This window comes from Agrobacterium sp. 22-223-1 (genome assembly GCF_053522385.1).
On record NZ_JBNWCN010000001.1, the window covers coordinates 2,239,463 to 2,256,302 of the forward strand.

Genomic DNA, 16,840 nt, shown 5'->3' on the forward strand with positions numbered 1-16,840 from the left:
CGACTGTGACAGCGGCGAAGGTATGAGGAGAGCGACATGGGCGTGATGAATACCGGCGAAACCCTCGATGAAAAGGCCATCGTCGCCGCGGCCGAAAAAGCGCTTTCCGACATCGCGGCCATCCGCACGGAAGTCTCCAAGGTCATTTTCGGCCAGGAAAAAGTGGTGCAGAACACGCTTCTCGCCATCCTCTCCGGCGGCCATGCGCTGCTCGTCGGCGTTCCCGGCCTCGCCAAGACCAAGCTCGTCACCACGCTCGGCACCGTGCTCGGCCTCGATGCCAACCGCATCCAGTTCACGCCGGACCTGATGCCGTCGGACATCCTCGGTTCCGAAGTCATGGATCAGGACGAAAACGGACGCCGTTCCTTCCGCTTCATCAAGGGTCCGATTTTCGGCCAGCTGCTGATGGCCGACGAAATCAACCGCGCCAGCCCGCGCACACAGTCCGCCCTTCTGCAGGCCATGCAGGAATATCACATCACCATGGCCGGCCAAACCTATGAGCTGCCGAAGCCGTTCCATGTTCTCGCCACCCAGAACCCGCTGGAGCAGGAAGGCACCTATCCGCTGCCCGAAGCCCAGCTCGACCGCTTCCTGCTGCAGGTCGATGTCGGTTATCCCGAGCTTGCCGCCGAACGCCAGATCCTGCTCGACACGACGGGCACCGCCTCGGGCGAAGCGCGCGGCGTGATCGATGCCGGGCGCCTGATGGAAATTCAGGCCCTCATCCGCCAGATGCCGGTCAGCGACAAGGTGGTGGATGCCATCCTCTCGCTCGTCCGCTCCGCCCGCCCCGGCCATGGCAACAAATTGACCGACAAACACGTTGTCTGGGGTCCGGGTCCGCGCGCCGGCCAGTCGCTGATGCTGACGGCCCGCGCCCGTGCGCTTTACGAAGGCCGGCTAGCCCCGTCGCTGGACGATGTCCATGCACTGGCCGAACCGGTGCTGGAACACCGCATGGCGCTGACCTTTGCGGCCCGCGCCGAAGGCATGTCGGTGCGCGATGTCATCGCAGCGCTCGTGGAGCAGGCGAAGAACTGAAGCGACGTTCGCGAAAGGACTGCATGTGGCATCCATCGGCCAGATCGTAGACAAGACGCCGGGTAGCGAAGTTCTGGCGCGTGCACGCCAGCGCGCAGCCCTGGTGCCGGACTGCATGGTCGAGGCAAAGCGCATCGCCAACACCGTCACCGCCGGCTGGCACGGCCGCCGCAAACGTGGCATCGGCGAAAATTTCTGGCAGTTCCGTCCCTATGCCGAAGGCGAGAGCCTGTCGCGCATCGACTGGCGGCGTTCTGCCCGCGACGACCATACCTATGTGCGCGACCGGGAGTGGGAGGCAGCTCACACCATCTGGCTCTGGGCCGACATGTCGCCGTCGATGATGTTCAAATCCACCCTCGGCTCCGTCTCCAAGGAAAGCCGGGCGCTGGTGCTGATGCTGGCGCTGGCGGAAATCCTTGCACGTTCGGGCGAGCGCATCGGCTGCCCCGGCATCATGGAGCCGGTTTCGGCCAGAAACGCCGCCGAACGGCTGGCCGCCGCCATCATGCATGCACCGCTGACGACAGGCATGCCGGAAACGGGCATGATCCGCGGCGCGAGCGACATCGTCCTCATCGGCGATTTTCTCGATGATGCCAAAGCCGTGATGGAGCGGATTTCGCCGCTCGCGCGGCGCGGCCTGCGCGGCCATGTGGTGGAAATTGCCGATCCGGCCGAAGAGACCTTCCCCTATTCCGGCCGCACCGAATTCACCGATCCGGAAACCGGCGAAAAACTGGTGTCCGGCCGTGCCGAAACCATTCGCGAGGATTACACCCGCGCCTATCTCGCAAGGCGTGAGGCGCTGTCCTCGTCGCTGCGCCGTCTCGGCTGGAACTTCGTGTTCCACCGCACAGACCATCTCGCTTCTGAGGCGCTCGTCGCCATGCACATGTATCTTTCCGGCGCGCCGGCACAGGGCGGTGGGCACAGATGAGCGCATTGCCTTTCGTCTTCACCAGCCCCTATATCCTCTTCGGCCTTCTGGCGCTGCCCGCCATCTGGTGGCTGCTGCGGCTCACCCCGCCGCGCCCCAAGGCGGAAGTGTTTCCGCCGCTGAAAATATTGGCGACTGTGCTGAAACGCGAGGAAACGCCCTCGAAAAGCCCGTGGTGGCTGACCCTGCTGCGCATGGCGCTTGCCGCCGCGGTGATTTTCGCGCTGGCCGATCCGGTGGTGAACCCGCGCAACAACAGCATAGCCGGCAGCGGCCCGCTGGTGCTGGTGGTCGACAACAGCTGGGCCTCCGCGCCCGACTGGGAAAGACGCGTGGCGACCGCTCAGGCCCTGATCGGCGACGCGGAGCGCGCCGACCGCCCCGTCTCCATCAGCTTCACCGCCGATGCGGAACATGACGCCGTACCGGGAACGACAGCCGTTGCACTGGAAAAACTCGCCGCAGCAAAGCCGAAGCCGCTCGTTCCCGATCGTATCCGCACGGCGGAAGCCATCACCGAGGCGCTGAACGGCGCGGCCCCCGGCACGATTGCCTATATTGCCGATGGTGTTCAAACCGCGCAGGATGAAAGCGCGATGAGAACGCTTGCCAGCCTCTCCCCAGCCGAATTCCGCATCGTGAAGGGCGACGGCAAGGCGATCACCGCCATTACCGGCGCCACCAACAATGCCGATGCCATGAGCGTCACACTGTCGCGGCTCGATACCGCCGAAGCCGCCCGGATAACCGTCAATGCGCAGGACAGCCAGGGCCGCATCCTCGCCAACGGCATCGCGAACTTCGCGCCCGGCGCGGCCGAAACCACGGCGACGGTGGAAGCACCTTTCGAACTGCGCAACGATTTCGCCCGCCTCTCCCTCGAAGGCGTGTCGACGGCGGGTGCGGTGCATCTTCTCGACGACGGCTTCCGCCGCCGTCGCGTGGCGTTGCTGGCCGGCGAAACCGGCAATGATTTCCAGCCGTTGCTGCAGCCGCTTTATTATATCAGCCGCGCGCTGCAGCCTTTCGCCGATCTCATTCCGCAGCGGCAGGCCGATCTGGCGCAGGCGATCCCGGAAATCCTGCAATCCAATCCTTCGGTCATCGTCATGGCCGATATCGGCCGTCTGCCGCAGGAAACCTATGAGCCGATGCAACGCTGGCTCGCCGGTGGCGGCACGCTGATCCGTTTTGCCGGACCGCGCCTTGCCGCAGCCCCGGCCGACGATCCGCTGGTGCCTGTAACGCTGAGACAGGGCGAACGCGCGCTTGGCGGCGCGCTCTCCTGGGCCGAGCCGCAGCCGCTTGCCGATTTCCCGAATTTCGGCGCCTTTGCCGGCATGCCGAAGGCCGATGGCGTCCTCGTCAAACGTCAGGTTCTGGCCGAACCGACACCGGATCTGGCTGAACGCACCTGGGCAAGCCTTGCCGATGGCACGCCGCTCGTCACCACCCGCACTGTCGAGGCAGGCCGCATCGTGCTCTTCCATGTCAGCGCGGAGGCGAGCTGGTCCGACCTGCCGATCTCTGGCCATTTCGTCGACATGCTGCGCCGTATCGTGCAATTGTCGAAGGCGGGCGGCGCTTCCGCCAACGCCAATGCCCCGGCTGCCGCCCTTCCGCCCTTCCGGCTGCTGACGGCCGAAGGTGCGCTTTCCGCCGAAATCGGCACTGCCCGGCCGCTGGAAATGCGCGCCGGCCAGCCGCCCCGCACCGGTTTCGACAATCCCCCCGGCCTCTATGGCACAGAGGATGGTTTCGTGGCTCTCAATCTCCTGCCCGCAGGCGCGACGCTGCGCCCGCTCGACGCATCCGTCGCCGGCGTCAGCACCACCAGCGAAGCCCTGATCGGCGAAACGGCGAAATCGCTGCGCCCGGCGCTCTTCATCGCCGCTTTCCTGATGCTGATTGCCGACAGCCTGATCGTGCTCTTCATGAACGGCGCCTTCGCACGCCTGCCGAAAGCCCGCAGCGCCACCGCCGCCACCGTGCTTCTGGCCCTCGGCGCCTTTGCCGCCATGTCGCCAACCGACGCCCGCGCCGACGATCCCAAACCCGGCGACGAACAAATCTTCGAACGGCTGGACACGACGCATCTCGCCTATGTCCGCACCGGCGAAGACGATGTCGACCGCATTTCCGAGCAGGGCTTGCAGGGGTTGAGCGAATTCCTGACCTGGCGCACGACGCTGGAGCCCGGCCAGCCGGTCGGCCTCGATATTTCCAAGGATGAATTGTCCTTCTATCCCATCATCTACTGGCCGGTTTCCGCAACGGCACCCATGCCCTCAAGCGCCGCCATCTCACGCATCGACGCCTATATGCGCGCCGGCGGCACCGTGCTGTTCGATACGCGCGACCAGTTCTCCTCGCTCGATACCGGTGCGACCAGCCCTAACGGCGAACGCCTGCAGGCGATCCTCGCCAATATCGATATCCCACCGCTGGAGCCCGTGCCGGAAGACCACGTTCTGACGCGCTCTTTCTACCTGCTCACCAATTTCCCCGGCCGTTACAACGGCTCGCCGCTCTGGGTGGAATCGCGGCAGGGGGCGGCCAAGACCACCTCGGGCCTCTCCTCCTCCGGCGATGGCGTGACGCCGATCATGATAACGGGCAATGATTTCGCCGGCGCCTGGGCCGTCGATCCGCAGGGCGCGCCGGTTCTGCCTACCGTGCCGCCGGACGAGATGCAGCGCGAGCACGCCTTCCGCTCCGGCGTCAACATCATGATGTATATGCTGACCGGCAACTACAAGGCCGATCAGGTCCACGTTCCCGCACTTCTCGAACGGTTGGGGCAGTGACATGACATTGACCTTCTCCCCATTCCTGCCGTGGATCGTGATCGCCGTTCTGGCCGTCGCCGCCCTTCTCCTCTCCTTCATCGGCCTGTGGCGCGGCGTGCGTGGCGCATGGCTGCGCGGGCTGGCGCTCGCCGCTTTGCTTGCCGCTATTGCCAATCCGCTTCTGACGCAGGAGGAGCGCGAGCCGCTCTCCACCATCGTGCCCGTCATCGTCGACCGTTCGCAGAGCCAGGACGTGCAGGACCGGCCGCAAATGACCGATACGGCGCTGGAGACGGTGAAAGACCGGCTCTCCCGCTTCCCGCGCATCGAGCCGCGCATCGTGGAAGTGCGCGACAATGGCGAGAGCGATTCACCCTCGACGCAGCTGTTCTCCGCACTTTCCTCCGCCGTTTCGGATGTCTCGCCGTCGCGTGTCGGCGGCGCGATCTTCCTCAGCGACGGCCAGATTCACGATATTCCCAATGCCCTGCCCAATGCCGAACAGGCGCTGGGCTTCCGCGCCCCCGTGCATGGGCTGATCACCGGCAAGGCCGATGAATTCGACCGCCGTATCGAGATCGTTCGCGCCCCGCGCTTCGGCATCGTCAATGAGGAACAGCAGCTGACACTGCGCGTCTTCGATGATGGCCGCCCCGCCGGCGGCGGTTCGGCGGAAGTGACGGTGAAGATGAATGGCGAAGAAATCGCCACGCTGCAGGCCACACCCGGCCAGCCAACGCCGTTCAATTTCAAGGTTCCGCGCGGCGGCAACAATGTCATGGAATTTTCCGTCGCCGAGCTTCCCGGCGAAGTGACCGCTGCCAATAACCGCGCCGTTCACCTGATCGAAGGCATCCGCCAGAACCTGCGCGTGCTGCTCGTCTCCGGCGAGCCGCATGCCGGTGAACGCGCCTGGCGCAATCTCCTGAAATCCGACGCCTCGGTCGATCTGGTGCATTTCACCATTCTGCGCCCGCCGGAAAAGCAGGATGGCACGCCGATCAACGAACTCTCGCTGATCGCCTTCCCCACCCGTGAATTGTTCGTCGAAAAGATCGAGGATTTCGACCTCATCATCTTCGACCGTTACCAGCATCGCGGCGTGCTGCCGATCCTCTATTACGATTACATCGCCCAATATGTCGAAAAGGGCGGCGCGCTTTTGATCGCCGCCGGGCCGGAACATGCCGGTCAGGATTCGATCGCCATGACGCCGCTCGCCTCCGTGCTGCCGGCGCAGCCGACCGGTCAGGTGCATCAGGCCGCCTTTTATCCGCGCCTTTCGGAAGCTGGCAAGAAACACCCCGTCACCCGCGGGCTGGAAGGTTCGGGCAACGAACCGCCGCAATGGGGCCGCTGGTTCCGCACCATCAGCGTCGACCCGCCGCAGGGCCAGACCGTGATGCTGGGCGACGGGCAGGACCCGCTTCTGGTTCTCAACCGTCAGGGCGAAGGCCGTGTCGCCATGCTGCTGTCCGATCAGGGCTGGCTCTGGGCGCGCGGTTTCGAAGGCGGCGGCCCGCATGTGGCGCTTTACCGTCGCATCGCCCACTGGCTGATGAAGGAACCCGAGCTTGAGGAAGAAGCGCTGACGGCGCGCGCCAATGGCCGCACCTTGCAGATCACCCGCCAGACCATCGGCGACGATCCCGGTCAGGCCAGCGTGCGTTTCCCTTCCGGCAAGACCGAGAACATGGCCTTCACCAGCACGGAGCCCGGTCTTTACAGGATCGAGCGCCGCATGGACGAAACCGGCCTGTTCGAGATCAAAAACGGCGATTTCACCACCCTCGTCCATGTCGGCGCGGTGGATGCGCCGGAATTCAAGGCGATGATTTCGACGACCGAGACGCTGAAACCGCTCGCCGATGCCACCAGAGGCAGCGTGCACCGCGTCGCCGATAATTCCGGCCGTATCGCGCTGCCAGATATATTGCCCGTGCGCGGAGATATCAGGGTTGCCGATGAGGATCGCATGCTGATACGCATGACCGACGAGACGGTGCTGAAAGGCGTCAACACCCTGCCGCTCTTTGCCGGTTTTGCCGGGCTTGCCGCCCTGCTGCTCGCCTTCTCCGCGCTGTGGTGGCGTGAGGGCCGGTAACTGAGTTTCCAGCGAAGAGCTTAGGGCGCTTCACGTCTCGGAACGGAAAACGGGAAACGGCTGCCGCCCGGCGGCCCGGGAAGATGAACATGAATTTCGTTTTGAGCGACGTCGCGGATGCGGAAGTCGAAAAGTCCATTCGCGATCCGCTGGTGGCCTATAATCTCGCCCGTTTCGGCGAAAGCGACAAACGCGAACTCAACATCACCATTCGTGATGACGACAATACCGTCACCGGCGGTCTGGTGGGCTATACCGCTCGCGGCTGGCTTTACGTCCAGCTTCTTTTCGTGCCGGAGGCCATGCGCGGTCAGGGCACGGCTCCGAAGCTGCTTGCCATGGCAGAGGAGGAAGCCAGAAAGCGCGGCTGCATGGGTGCCTATATCGACACGATGAACCCGGATGCCCTGAGAACCTACGAACGCTACGGTTTCACGAAGATTGGCTCGCTTGCGCCGCTTTCCACGGGCCAGACGATCACATGGCTCGAGAAACGCTTCTAGCAGGCTGTTGAAAATCGTCGACGATCGCGCACGTCGTTACCCCCCTCTGTCTTGCCGCTTCATTCTCGACCGTCGAGAAGTACGAGACATCGCCACGGAACGATCTCCCCCCTTGAGGGGGAGATGTCCGGCAGGACAGAGGGGGGTATAACGACACCCAGCGCCGTCGATGATTTCAACTGTAGCGTACTGTGGAAGCAGATTAAATGCGACGCGCTTTATGTTCTATGCATGTCTCCCAAAACCACTGCACAGTTTGGGAGACATGCTTTAGGCGGCGATACCCGATACCCCACCGTCGACCGTTCGGCCCATAGCCTCGCGGATTTGCTGGCGAAGCCAAACGGCTCCGGCATCCGCATCGGTCTGCAATGTCCAGACCATGGCGACGGGCGGGAAACTCAGCGTCACCGGCACCGGGCTTATTTCCAGCCCCAGCATCGGCGCATAACGCAGCGCGATGCGTGAGGATACGGTCGCCAGCACCGCCGAGGATCGCGCCGTTGCCAGCACCGAGAGAAAATCCGGTGCGGCCGCAACGACGTCGATTTCCAGTCCGCTCAGTTCCAGCGCATCCTTGATGCAGCCATGCAGACTGTCCGTCTGCGAGATAACCGCATGTTTGGCCTCCATATAGGCGTCCAGCCCGACGGGATTGGGCAGATCGAGCAAGGCCGGGTTGAAACAGCAAAGCACGCTGGAGGAATAAAGCGGCTCGCAATGGTGGCGCTGCTCCTTCGAATAGGTGCATCCGACAGCCATGTCGATCACGCCCGTATCGAGCATCGCGGTAATTTCCTGCTCCTGCCCGCTGCGGGCGAGGATGCGGATGCCGGGTGCGATCTCCCGCAGCCGCGCCGTCAGATCCGGCAAAAGCAACAGCTCCACCTCGCTCGACATGCCCAGCCGGAATGTGCGGCGCTCGGTGGCCGGATCGAACACATCCGCCGTCATCACCGCCGCCTGCGCCTGCCTGAGCGCCTGCCGCACCGGGCCGGCCAGATTAAGCGCCCGCGCCGTCGGCTTCATCTCCTGCCCCACGCGGATGAAAAGCTCATCCTGAAACAGGGTGCGCAGGGTGGAGAGATTATGGCTCATGGCCGGTTGCTGGATTTTCAGCCGCCGCGCGGCGCGCGTAACGTTCATCTCCTCCATCATCGCATCGAAAGCGATGAGAAGATTGAGGTCGAAGGAACGGAGATTGAAATGGTCGATAGTCTGCATAAGTCACATCGATTTGATTGCTGGCCTGCCTACACTTAGCTGGAGTGCGGAAAGTTTCAAGACATTCCCTCAACCCAGGAGCTCCCAATGCCGTCCCGTCGCTCACTTCTCAAAGGCGCCGCCAGCGCCATCTTCGCCGCCCCTTTCGTTGCCCCCACCGTCGCATTCGCCAAGGCGCCCTTGGCCGCCACACAGGCACCCGGCTTTTATCGGCTGATGGTCGGCAAGGTGGAAGTCACCGCCCTTTCGGACGGCGTCATCGCGCTGCCGCTCGCCAAGATTTACACCAACACCACGCCGGAACATGCGGCAAAGGTCTTGCAGAATGCCTTCCTGCCGGAAGAGACACCTACCTCGGTCAACGCATTTCTCGTCAACACCGGAGACAGGCTGGTGCTGATCGACGCCGGCACCGGTGCCTATCTCGGCCCATCCCTCGGCAGGCTCGTCGCCAATATCGAGGCCTCCGGTTACAAGGCCGAGGAGATAGACGACATTGTCCTCACCCATATCCACACAGACCATTCCGGCGGACTGTCAGCCAATGGCAAACGCGTCTTTGCCAATGCGACCCTGCACGTCAACGAGCGTGAAGCCGCTTTCTGGCTCGATGCGGCAAAGGCCGAGGCGGCCCCTGAAGCGCTGAAGAAGGGTTATGCCGAAGCGAAGGAAAGCATCCAGCCCTATATCGATGCCGGCAAGTTCAAGACATTCGGCGATAATGCTGCACCGGTTCCCGGTCTCGGCTCTATCCTTTACGCCGGCCACACGCCCGGCCACAGCGCTGTCGTTCTTGAAAGCGACGGCCAGAAAATCGTCTTCTGGGGCGATATCACCCATGGCGATATCCTCCAGTTCGATGAGCCTGACGTGGCCATCGAATTCGACGTCGACCAGAAGGCCGCCGTCGTGGCGCGCGATCTGGCATTCCGGCAGGCGGTGGAAGGCAGATATCTGGTGGCCGGCGCGCATATCGCCTTCCCCGGCATCGGCCATGTGCGCACCGACAGCACCAATTACGATTGGCTACCGGTCAACTACACGGCGCTGTAAGGTGCGAAACAGCCTGGCCTGATCCTCAACGGGTCAGGCCATTGCGCGGGAAGGGCGCGTCAGGTCAGCGCCACCTGCCGCGTTTCCGCATTGATCATCGTCGCCGCAAGGGCGGCAAGCACCAGCAGACCGGCAAAAATGCCGATTGCGACGCCAAAACCCTGCGCTATGGCATAACCAAGCAGAGACGGCGCCAGCAGGCCGCCGAGCCTTGCCATGGCGCCCGCAGCCCCCATGCCGGTCGCCCGCGATTCCGTCGGGTAAAGCTCCGGCGTGTAAGCATAAAGCGCTCCCCAGGTGCCGAGCAGCGCAAAGCTCATGATCAGAAGCGAGGCGGCGATCATCGCGCCCGCCGAGGCCAGCGTGAAGAGCAGGCACCCGAGCGCAGAGAGCAGGCAGAAACCGATCAGCGTCGGCTTGCGGCCCCATTTTTCGACGCCATAGGCGGCAAGCGCATAACCGGGGATTTGCGCCAGCGCCACCAGCACCAGAAAACCGTAACCGCGCACGAAACCGAAACCGTCACCCGCCAGCTTTGCCGGCATCCAGGTGAAGACGCCGTAATAGGAAACGGAGACGAGGAACCAGATGGCGAGGATCATGATGCTGCGCTGCCTAAGCGCCGGTGAAAATATCCCCTGCCCCTTCCCCACGTCAGGCTGGAAAAGCCCGGTCCCGGCATCGAGCGGCGCGCGGCCATTCGTCACCAGCATGTGGTTGACGACGGCCTTGGCTTCCTCCAACCGCCCGCTGCGCAGCAGGTAAAGTGGCGATTCCGGCACCAGAAAGCGCAGGCCAAGGCCGAGAACCGCCGGAAAAGCCGTCACGGCAAAAATATAACGCCAGGCGTCGGCGACACCAGCAAGGCTGGCGCCCCAAGCCGCCAGCGCCACGATCAGCGTGCCGACTGCCCAGAAACCCTCCAGAAAGACCAGCCAGCGGCCGCGATTTTTGGCGGGCAGGAATTCCGCCATCATCGCATAATCCACCGGCAGCGTGCCGCCCACGGCAGCACCAGTCAAAAAACGCAGAACGAGCAGAATGGTGAAATCGGGGGCGAACACCGAAAGCACGCCGAACAGCGCATCGCAGGCCACGGTGACGATCAGCACACGGCGACGCCCGTAACGATCCGCCAGCCGCCCGAAACCGGCAGCACCAAGCAGCATGCCGAAAAAGAACGCCGTGCCGGTCTGCAGCGCCTGCGGCACCGTCAGCCCGAAGGTTGCGGCAATCGAGGCGGCGGTGAAGCCAACGGCCAGAACCTGCATGGCATCCGCGGCCCAGACGAGGCCGAATATGCCCATCAGCCGCCGCTGATAGGCGCCTGCGCCCGCGCGCTCCAGCGCATCATTCATGGTGATAGCCGTCATGCCCCGCCCCTTTGCAGAAATCGACTTTGACTTGCTATCGTATAGGGGGAGGAAACGGAATTGAATTCTGTGCGGGATGCGATCGGTTGAAACGAAATGCTCGGCGCACCGATAGTCGCGCCCCTGCACCTCCCCCTCATCCCTGTGCTTGTCACAGGGATCCAGCCAGCCCAAGTCCTTGGGCTGAAAAGAGTCCTCGCGTCGCGCAGACGCGCGTCGGCTGGATTCCTGTGACAAGCACAGGAATGAGGGAAGACAGAAGCGCTGGCGAGAAAAGGCAAAGCTGCCCCTTCGGATACCCCCTCAGCCGTAAACCCTGAGCGGCTCCTCAAAACCCTCATCTTCCGCCGTGGCGGCCGGCATCACGGCCTCGCATTTGCGCCAGCCGATCTTGCCCTTCAGCCGCTGGTGCACGTCATCGCCAATCGGCACGACAAGCACCCGGTTCGGGTCGACCGGGCCGGGAAAATCGAGCGCCGCATAAGCGACCTTCTCGAAACCGAGCGGCATGTAATAGGGCGGATCGCCGATCAGGATTACCGCTTCGGAGCCCTTCCGCCGGGCGGCGGCAATGGCGATCCGGACGAGTTCCCGGCCGATGCCCTTGTTCTTGTGCGAGGGCCGAACCGCAAGGGGCCCGAGCATATGGCCCTTCACCCCACCCGCCAGAACCGGCGTCATGCGCACCGAAGCAATGGTTTCGCCATCGTCGGCACAAACGAAGGACAGCGACCGGTCATGCGGCCCCTGCTCACGGATGCGCGCTGCGGCACGGGTATGCCGGCCGGGACCGAATGCTTCTTCGTTGATGACGTCGATGATGGCGTCGTGCGACGCGTCCTCGGTGAGGTAGACAAGATCGTGCTTGGACATGAAGAGACCGAAACTTCCAGAATGCGGATGCGACAATAGGTGACGGCTGCGCCGGTAAGGGCGTTCAGGAGCGTCAGCGTCGTCGGAGCATCCGTGGTTCGATCATAGTCAGCAATTTCCTCAGATTTGTGAAAATTGCAGTTATCAGGAAAATTCCCACCCGTCCAGAACAAATCTCTGCACTATCCCATTCAGTTTCCACAGGACCGGAAACGCATTGTTCAGCGCCTTGCGGGTTCGCGGGAGAGTGCAGAACGGTTAGGATCGCTCAAAAGGAAACAATCAAGGAGATCATCATGGGCATGCTGGTGGAAGGCGTATGGAAAGACGTCTGGTATGACACCAAGGAAACCAAGGGGCACTTCAAGCGTAGCGCCTCGCAATTCCGCAACTGGATCACAGCGGATGGCGCAGCCGGCCCTTCCGGAGAAGGCGGGTTCGAAGCGGAGAAGGACCGTTACCACCTCTATGTCTCCTTCGCCTGCCCCTGGGCGCACCGCACCCTGATCTTCCGCAAGCTGAAAAAGCTGGAGAACCTGATTTCCGTTTCCGTCGTCGATCCGCTGATGCTCGAAAACGGCTGGGAATTTAAGCCTGAGGGCGAGCGCACGCCGAGCGCGACCGAGGATCACCTCTTCGGCTCCTCGACGCTCTGGCAGGTCTACACCAAAGCAGACCCCAAATATTCGGGGCGTGTCACCGTGCCAGTGCTGTGGGATAAAAAACGCGGCACCATCGTCTCCAATGAATCGGCGGAAATCATCCGCATGTTCAATTCCGCCTTCAACGATCTCACCGGCTCGCAGGCCGATTATTATCCCGAAGCGCTGCGCGCCGAGATCGATGCGATGAACGACGTTATCTACGACACCGTCAATAACGGCGTCTACAAGGCCGGTTTCGCCACCACGCAGGACGCCTATCAGCAGAATGCCGTGAAGGTGTTCGAAACGCTGGATATGCTGGAGGACCGCCTGAAGGACCAGCGTTTCCTGTTCGGTTCAGAACAGACGGAAGCGGACTGGCGCCTGTTCACCACGCTGGTGCGGTTCGACCCCGTTTATGTCGGCCATTTCAAATGCAATATCCGCCGCATCCATGACTATCCGCACCTGACGGATTACCTGCGCGATCTTTATCAGACGCCGGGCGTGCCAGAGACGGTCGATATGCGCCACATTAAGGAGCATTATTACCGCAGCCACCGCACCATCAACCCGACCGGCATCGTGCCCGTCGGCCCGGAACTGGACCTGACCATGGCCCATGGCCGCGAGGCGCTCTCCTGACGGAAAGCCGTTACTACCAGTGGTCGGCGATCGCCGCTTCGCCGGCAAGCTCGGCAAGGCGGCGGCGGGTTGCGGCCGTCACCCCTTCCGGTAGCTCCGACAACTCGAAAAAGCCGCTTTCGGCAATTTCATGATCCGGCTTTTTCGGCTTGGTCTGAGTGACGTCAAGCCGGTAGAGCGCCACATGATCGCGATTGCTACCTTCCAGATTGAGATAGACATGGAAAAGCTCCGGTTTGGAGGCAGCTTCGAGATTGCCTTCTTCACGGATTTCCTTGTGCAGTGCCATCAGCAGGGTTTCACCACGCTCCACACCGCCGCCCGGCAGATACCAGCCCGGCAGATAGGTGTGCCGCACCAGAAAAATCCTGCCTTTTTCATCGAAACAGGCCGCACGCACGCCAAGAGTTGCGCCGCGCGTGAACAGAAAAACGAAATGCAGCAGGCGAATGAGGACGCGCATATGGAACGGACGGGCCTGCCGCCCGGTTGTTTCGTCATTCACCCTGGTTTCTCCCCGCCTGCCGGCTTTTATTGGACGCGCGGCATATCATAGGTTATCTCTGCCGCCATGTTCAAACTTGCGCATATTTCAGACGTCCATTTGGGGCCACTGCCAAAACTCACTTTCCGGGAACTTGCATCCAAGCGTATCACCGGTTTTGTCAACTGGCACCGCAACCGCCGCAAGCATCTCTTCACCGATACGCTGGAAAAACTGCTCGACGATCTGGAGACAAAGTCACCGGATCATCTGGCTATTACCGGCGATCTCGTCAATCTTGCGACCGGCATTGAAATCCGCGCCGCCGCCGACTGGCTGGAGGAGGTAGGCGATCCCGAAAGAACCTCCGTCGTTCCCGGCAATCACGACGCCTATGTGTCCGGCGCGCACGACAAGGCCATGCAGGCTTGGTATCCTTACGTGCGCGGCGATGGCGACCCGCTGGAATGGGACGACGACCGCAAGATTTTTCCCTATATGCGCGTGCGCGGTCCCGTCGCACTGATCGGCTGCTCCACCTCGATTGCGACGCCGCCCTTTTCGGCAACCGGCTACTTCGGCAACCGGCAGGCCCGCGCCACGGCGGAGCTTTTGAAAAAAGCTGGTAAACAGGGGCTATTCCGCGTGGTGATGATCCATCACCCGCCGATCCGGGGCGCCACTGCCGCCCATAAACGCATGTTCGGCGTTCGTCGCTTTGCCGCCGCTCTCGGCGTCGGTGGCGCGGAACTCGTGCTGCACGGTCATACGCATTTGAATACGGTCTACTGGCTGAACACCCACCATGGGGAAGACCACATCCCGGTCGTCGGCATTTCCTCCGCCAGCCAGGGACCGGGCGGTGAAAAACCGCGCGCGGCCTATAATCTCTTCCATATTTCCGGTGGCCCCGGCACCTGGAATGTCGCCTGTGAGCGCCACAGCCTCAATGAGACGGGGACGGGTGTGGCGCTGGAGGATGTGCGGGTGTTTTATGAAAACGGCCGGCCGCTGGGGTTCTCGCTGCCGAAGGAATAGCGTCCGGAGCGGTTGTGTCGGTGGGTGGGGCTTTACCCCCCTCTGCCCTGCCGGGCATCTCCCCCTCAAGGGGGGAGATCGGCAGGAGGCGCTACCGCCACTTCATTTGCAAATGTTGAGATGGGCGAGACCCAACCACGAGTCGATCTCCCCCCTTGAGGGGGAGATGCCCGGCAGGGCAGAGGGGGGCAAAGCCCCACCCTCAAGGCAAACTTACTTCGCCCGCTCTTCCAGCACCCGATTGGCCGCCGAAACAATCGCCTCCAGCGACGCCGCCACGATATTCGTATTGACGCCCGCCCCGAACAGCTTGCCGCCCGGATGCTCCATCTCGACATAGGCGATGGCCGAAGCGTTCGAGCCATGCTGCAGCGAATGCTCGGAATAATCATTCACCGACAGGTCTATGCCGAGATAAACCGACAGCGCATTGATGAACCCGTCGATCGGACCGGTGCCCTTGCCCTCGATACGCTTCACCTCGCCATTATCGGTGATTTCGGCAGCCACGATGCGCACGCCCTTGAAATCGCCGGCCGGATAGGTGTGGTGATCGACGAACTTGATGCGCGCATTCGGCTGCGTCACGTAACGCTCGATAAAGCGCTCGTAGATGCGCTTGGCCGGCAGCTCCACGCCCTCTTCATCGGTGATGCGCTGAATGTCCTCGCGGAATTCCACCTGCAGGTTGCGCGGCAGGTTGATGCCGTAATCCTGCTGCAGAATATAGGCGATGCCGCCCTTGCCGGATTGCGAGTTGATGCGGATGATCGCCTCATAGGAGCGGCCGACATCCTTCGGATCGATCGGCAGATAGGGCACTTCCCAGACGGGATGATTGGCGACCTTGATCGCCTTCATGCCCTTGTTGATCGCATCCTGATGCGAGCCGGAGAAGGCGGTGTAGACCAGTTCGCCGACATAAGGATGACGCTCGGGGATCGTCATCTCGTTGGAATATTCGTAGACATCCTTGATGCGCTCGATATCGCGGCAATCCAGCTCAGGGTCCACACCCTGCGTATACATGTTCAGCGCCAGCGTCACGACGTCGACGTTACCCGTGCGTTCGCCATTGCCGAACAGCGTGCCTTCCACGCGGTCAGCACCGGCCATCAGGCCCAGTTCGGTCGCGGCAATGCCCGTGCCGCGGTCATTATGCGGATGCAGCGAGATGATGACGTTTTCGCGATTGTCGATATTGCGGCACATCCATTCGATCTGGTCGGCATAGATGTTCGGCGTCGCCATTTCCACCGTCGACGGCAGGTTCAGGATCAGCTTGTTGTCGGCCGTCGGCTTCACAACCTCGACCACGGCGTTGCAGATTTCCAGCGCCACTTCCAGCTCGGTGCCGGTAAAGCTCTCGGGCGAATATTCGAAGCGATAACCGCCGCCGGCCTTCGCCGCCATGTCGGTGATCATCTTGGCCGCATCGACGGCGATCTGCTTGATGCCGTGCACATCCTTGCCGAACACCACGCGGCGCTGCAATTCCGAGGTGGAATTGTAGAAGTGGATGATCGGCTTGTTGGCGCCTTCCAGCGCCTCGAAGGTGCGGGTAATCAGCTCCGGGCGGCACTGCACCAGCACCTGCAGGGAGACATCGTCAGGCACATTGCCCTCTTCCACGCACCAGCGGGCGAAATCGAAATCCGTCTGCGAGGCGGAAGGAAAACCGATCTCGATTTCCTTGAAACCCATTTCGAGCAGCAGCTTGAACATGCGGGCCTTGCGGTCGTGGCCCATGGGGTTGACCAGCGACTGGTTGCCGTCGCGCAGGTCCACCGAACACCAGATCGGCGCCTTGTCGATGGTCTTGCCCGGCCATGTACGGTCGGGGATATTGATGGTCGGGTAAGGGCGATACTTCACGCTCGCGTCAGCCATGCCCTTGGAAATATTGGTGATCTTGCCGTCCATTTCGCTTCCTCCTTGCGCAGTCCGCGGGCGTCTTTCGCCATCGGCGGATGCGCGACCCTTGAGGGCCTAAATCCAGTATAAAATGAGATTTCGAGATGAGGAGCGTTTGCACCAGCGGGCTTTCGGCCGCCGGGCGCTCCTCACTGGACCCGGCAACCGCGTGTAAGGTCGAGGCTAAGAAGCGAGAGTGCACCGCACGG

13 protein-coding genes are annotated in these 16,840 nt (G+C 62.3%); 8 read left to right on the top strand and 5 right to left on the bottom strand.

What is annotated here, in order from left to right; genetic code table 11:
* Positions 1-36 precede the first annotated feature (36 nt).
* From ACQZ60_RS11095 to ACQZ60_RS11115, 5 genes are all read left to right on the top strand, one after another.
* Positions 37-1,047, top strand: a complete 1,011-nt coding sequence (locus ACQZ60_RS11095) for an AAA family ATPase (protein ID WP_003523087.1) — start codon at positions 37-39, stop codon at positions 1,045-1,047.
* Positions 1,048-1,072: 25 nt separating this feature from the next.
* Positions 1,073-1,987 (top strand): DUF58 domain-containing protein, encoded by a 915-nt coding sequence (locus ACQZ60_RS11100; RefSeq protein WP_020808613.1) that lies wholly within the window; start codon positions 1,073-1,075, stop codon positions 1,985-1,987.
* Positions 1,984-4,794 (top strand): DUF4159 domain-containing protein, encoded by a 2,811-nt coding sequence (locus ACQZ60_RS11105; protein WP_448735228.1) that lies wholly within the window; start codon positions 1,984-1,986, stop codon positions 4,792-4,794. The genes ACQZ60_RS11100 and ACQZ60_RS11105 overlap by 4 nt, the downstream gene beginning before the upstream one ends.
* 1 nt (position 4,795) lies before the next feature.
* Complete coding sequence (locus ACQZ60_RS11110; protein ID WP_448735229.1) at positions 4,796-6,880, top strand: hypothetical protein; 2,085 nt, start codon at positions 4,796-4,798, stop codon at positions 6,878-6,880.
* Positions 6,881-6,969: 89 nt separating this feature from the next.
* Positions 6,970-7,383, top strand: coding sequence for a GNAT family N-acetyltransferase (locus tag ACQZ60_RS11115; protein ID WP_031233330.1), 414 nt, complete (start codon positions 6,970-6,972; stop codon positions 7,381-7,383).
* A 270-nt stretch (positions 7,384-7,653) separates the two neighbouring features.
* On the opposite strand, the gene ACQZ60_RS11120 is transcribed toward ACQZ60_RS11115, so the two are convergent.
* Positions 7,654-8,607 carry a LysR substrate-binding domain-containing protein gene (locus ACQZ60_RS11120; RefSeq protein WP_020808472.1) on the bottom strand — a complete coding sequence of 318 codons (954 nt, stop codon included), beginning with the start codon at positions 8,605-8,607 and terminating at the stop codon, positions 7,654-7,656.
* Between the two features lie 87 nt (positions 8,608-8,694).
* Between ACQZ60_RS11120 and ACQZ60_RS11125 the strand changes: the two genes are divergently transcribed.
* Positions 8,695-9,660, top strand: a complete 966-nt coding sequence (locus ACQZ60_RS11125; RefSeq protein WP_448735230.1) for an MBL fold metallo-hydrolase — start codon at positions 8,695-8,697, stop codon at positions 9,658-9,660.
* A 59-nt stretch (positions 9,661-9,719) separates the two neighbouring features.
* Here ACQZ60_RS11125 and ACQZ60_RS11130 read toward each other — a convergent pair whose 3' ends face one another.
* Both ACQZ60_RS11130 and ACQZ60_RS11135 read right to left on the bottom strand, forming a co-directional pair.
* Positions 9,720-11,033: an MFS transporter gene (locus ACQZ60_RS11130; protein WP_448735231.1), complete on the bottom strand. Its 1,314-nt coding sequence runs from the start codon at positions 11,031-11,033 to the stop codon at positions 9,720-9,722.
* A gap of 303 nt (positions 11,034-11,336) precedes the next feature.
* Positions 11,337-11,906 (bottom strand): GNAT family N-acetyltransferase, encoded by a 570-nt coding sequence (locus tag ACQZ60_RS11135; protein ID WP_035220162.1) that lies wholly within the window; start codon positions 11,904-11,906, stop codon positions 11,337-11,339.
* A gap of 296 nt (positions 11,907-12,202) precedes the next feature.
* On the opposite strand from ACQZ60_RS11135, the gene ACQZ60_RS11140 reads away from it, so the two are divergent.
* Positions 12,203-13,195, top strand: coding sequence for a glutathione S-transferase family protein (locus ACQZ60_RS11140; protein WP_448735232.1), 993 nt, complete (start codon positions 12,203-12,205; stop codon positions 13,193-13,195).
* 13 nt (positions 13,196-13,208) lie between these two features.
* Here ACQZ60_RS11140 and ACQZ60_RS11145 read toward each other — a convergent pair whose 3' ends face one another.
* Positions 13,209-13,700: an NUDIX domain-containing protein gene (locus ACQZ60_RS11145; protein WP_448735233.1), complete on the bottom strand. Its 492-nt coding sequence runs from the start codon at positions 13,698-13,700 to the stop codon at positions 13,209-13,211.
* Between the two features lie 66 nt (positions 13,701-13,766).
* Here ACQZ60_RS11145 and ACQZ60_RS11150 point away from each other — a divergent pair, with 66 nt between their 5' ends.
* A complete protein-coding gene (locus ACQZ60_RS11150; RefSeq protein WP_448735234.1) occupies positions 13,767-14,717 on the top strand; it encodes a metallophosphoesterase family protein in 951 nt (316 codons plus the stop codon).
* 213 nt (positions 14,718-14,930) lie between these two features.
* Here the strand turns inward: ACQZ60_RS11150 and leuA are convergent, their stop codons facing one another.
* Entirely contained in the window at positions 14,931-16,640 is a 1,710-nt protein-coding gene (leuA, locus tag ACQZ60_RS11155; RefSeq protein ID WP_020808479.1) for a 2-isopropylmalate synthase, read from the bottom strand.
* Positions 16,641-16,840 lie beyond the last annotated feature (200 nt).

What these genes read in the sequence shown, in the direction of transcription:
- ACQZ60_RS11095 (WP_003523087.1), top strand. Translation starts at nt 37, where the DNA reads ATGGGCGTGATGAATACCGGCGAAACCCTCGATGAAAAGGCCATCGTC.
- ACQZ60_RS11125 (WP_448735230.1), top strand. Translation starts at nt 8,695, where the DNA reads ATGCCGTCCCGTCGCTCACTTCTCAAAGGCGCCGCCAGCGCCATCTTC.
- ACQZ60_RS11115 (WP_031233330.1), top strand. Translation starts at nt 6,970, where the DNA reads ATGAATTTCGTTTTGAGCGACGTCGCGGATGCGGAAGTCGAAAAGTCC.
- ACQZ60_RS11120 (WP_020808472.1), bottom strand. Translation starts at nt 8,607, where the DNA reads ATGCAGACTATCGACCATTTCAATCTCCGTTCCTTCGACCTCAATCTT.
- leuA (WP_020808479.1), bottom strand. Translation starts at nt 16,640, where the DNA reads ATGGACGGCAAGATCACCAATATTTCCAAGGGCATGGCTGACGCGAGC.
- ACQZ60_RS11140 (WP_448735232.1), top strand. Translation starts at nt 12,203, where the DNA reads ATGGGCATGCTGGTGGAAGGCGTATGGAAAGACGTCTGGTATGACACC.
- ACQZ60_RS11135 (WP_035220162.1), bottom strand. Translation starts at nt 11,906, where the DNA reads ATGTCCAAGCACGATCTTGTCTACCTCACCGAGGACGCGTCGCACGAC.
- ACQZ60_RS11105 (WP_448735228.1), top strand. Translation starts at nt 1,984, where the DNA reads ATGAGCGCATTGCCTTTCGTCTTCACCAGCCCCTATATCCTCTTCGGC.
- ACQZ60_RS11150 (WP_448735234.1), top strand. Translation starts at nt 13,767, where the DNA reads ATGTTCAAACTTGCGCATATTTCAGACGTCCATTTGGGGCCACTGCCA.
- ACQZ60_RS11130 (WP_448735231.1), bottom strand. Translation starts at nt 11,033, where the DNA reads ATGACGGCTATCACCATGAATGATGCGCTGGAGCGCGCGGGCGCAGGC.
- ACQZ60_RS11110 (WP_448735229.1), top strand. Translation starts at nt 4,796, where the DNA reads ATGACATTGACCTTCTCCCCATTCCTGCCGTGGATCGTGATCGCCGTT.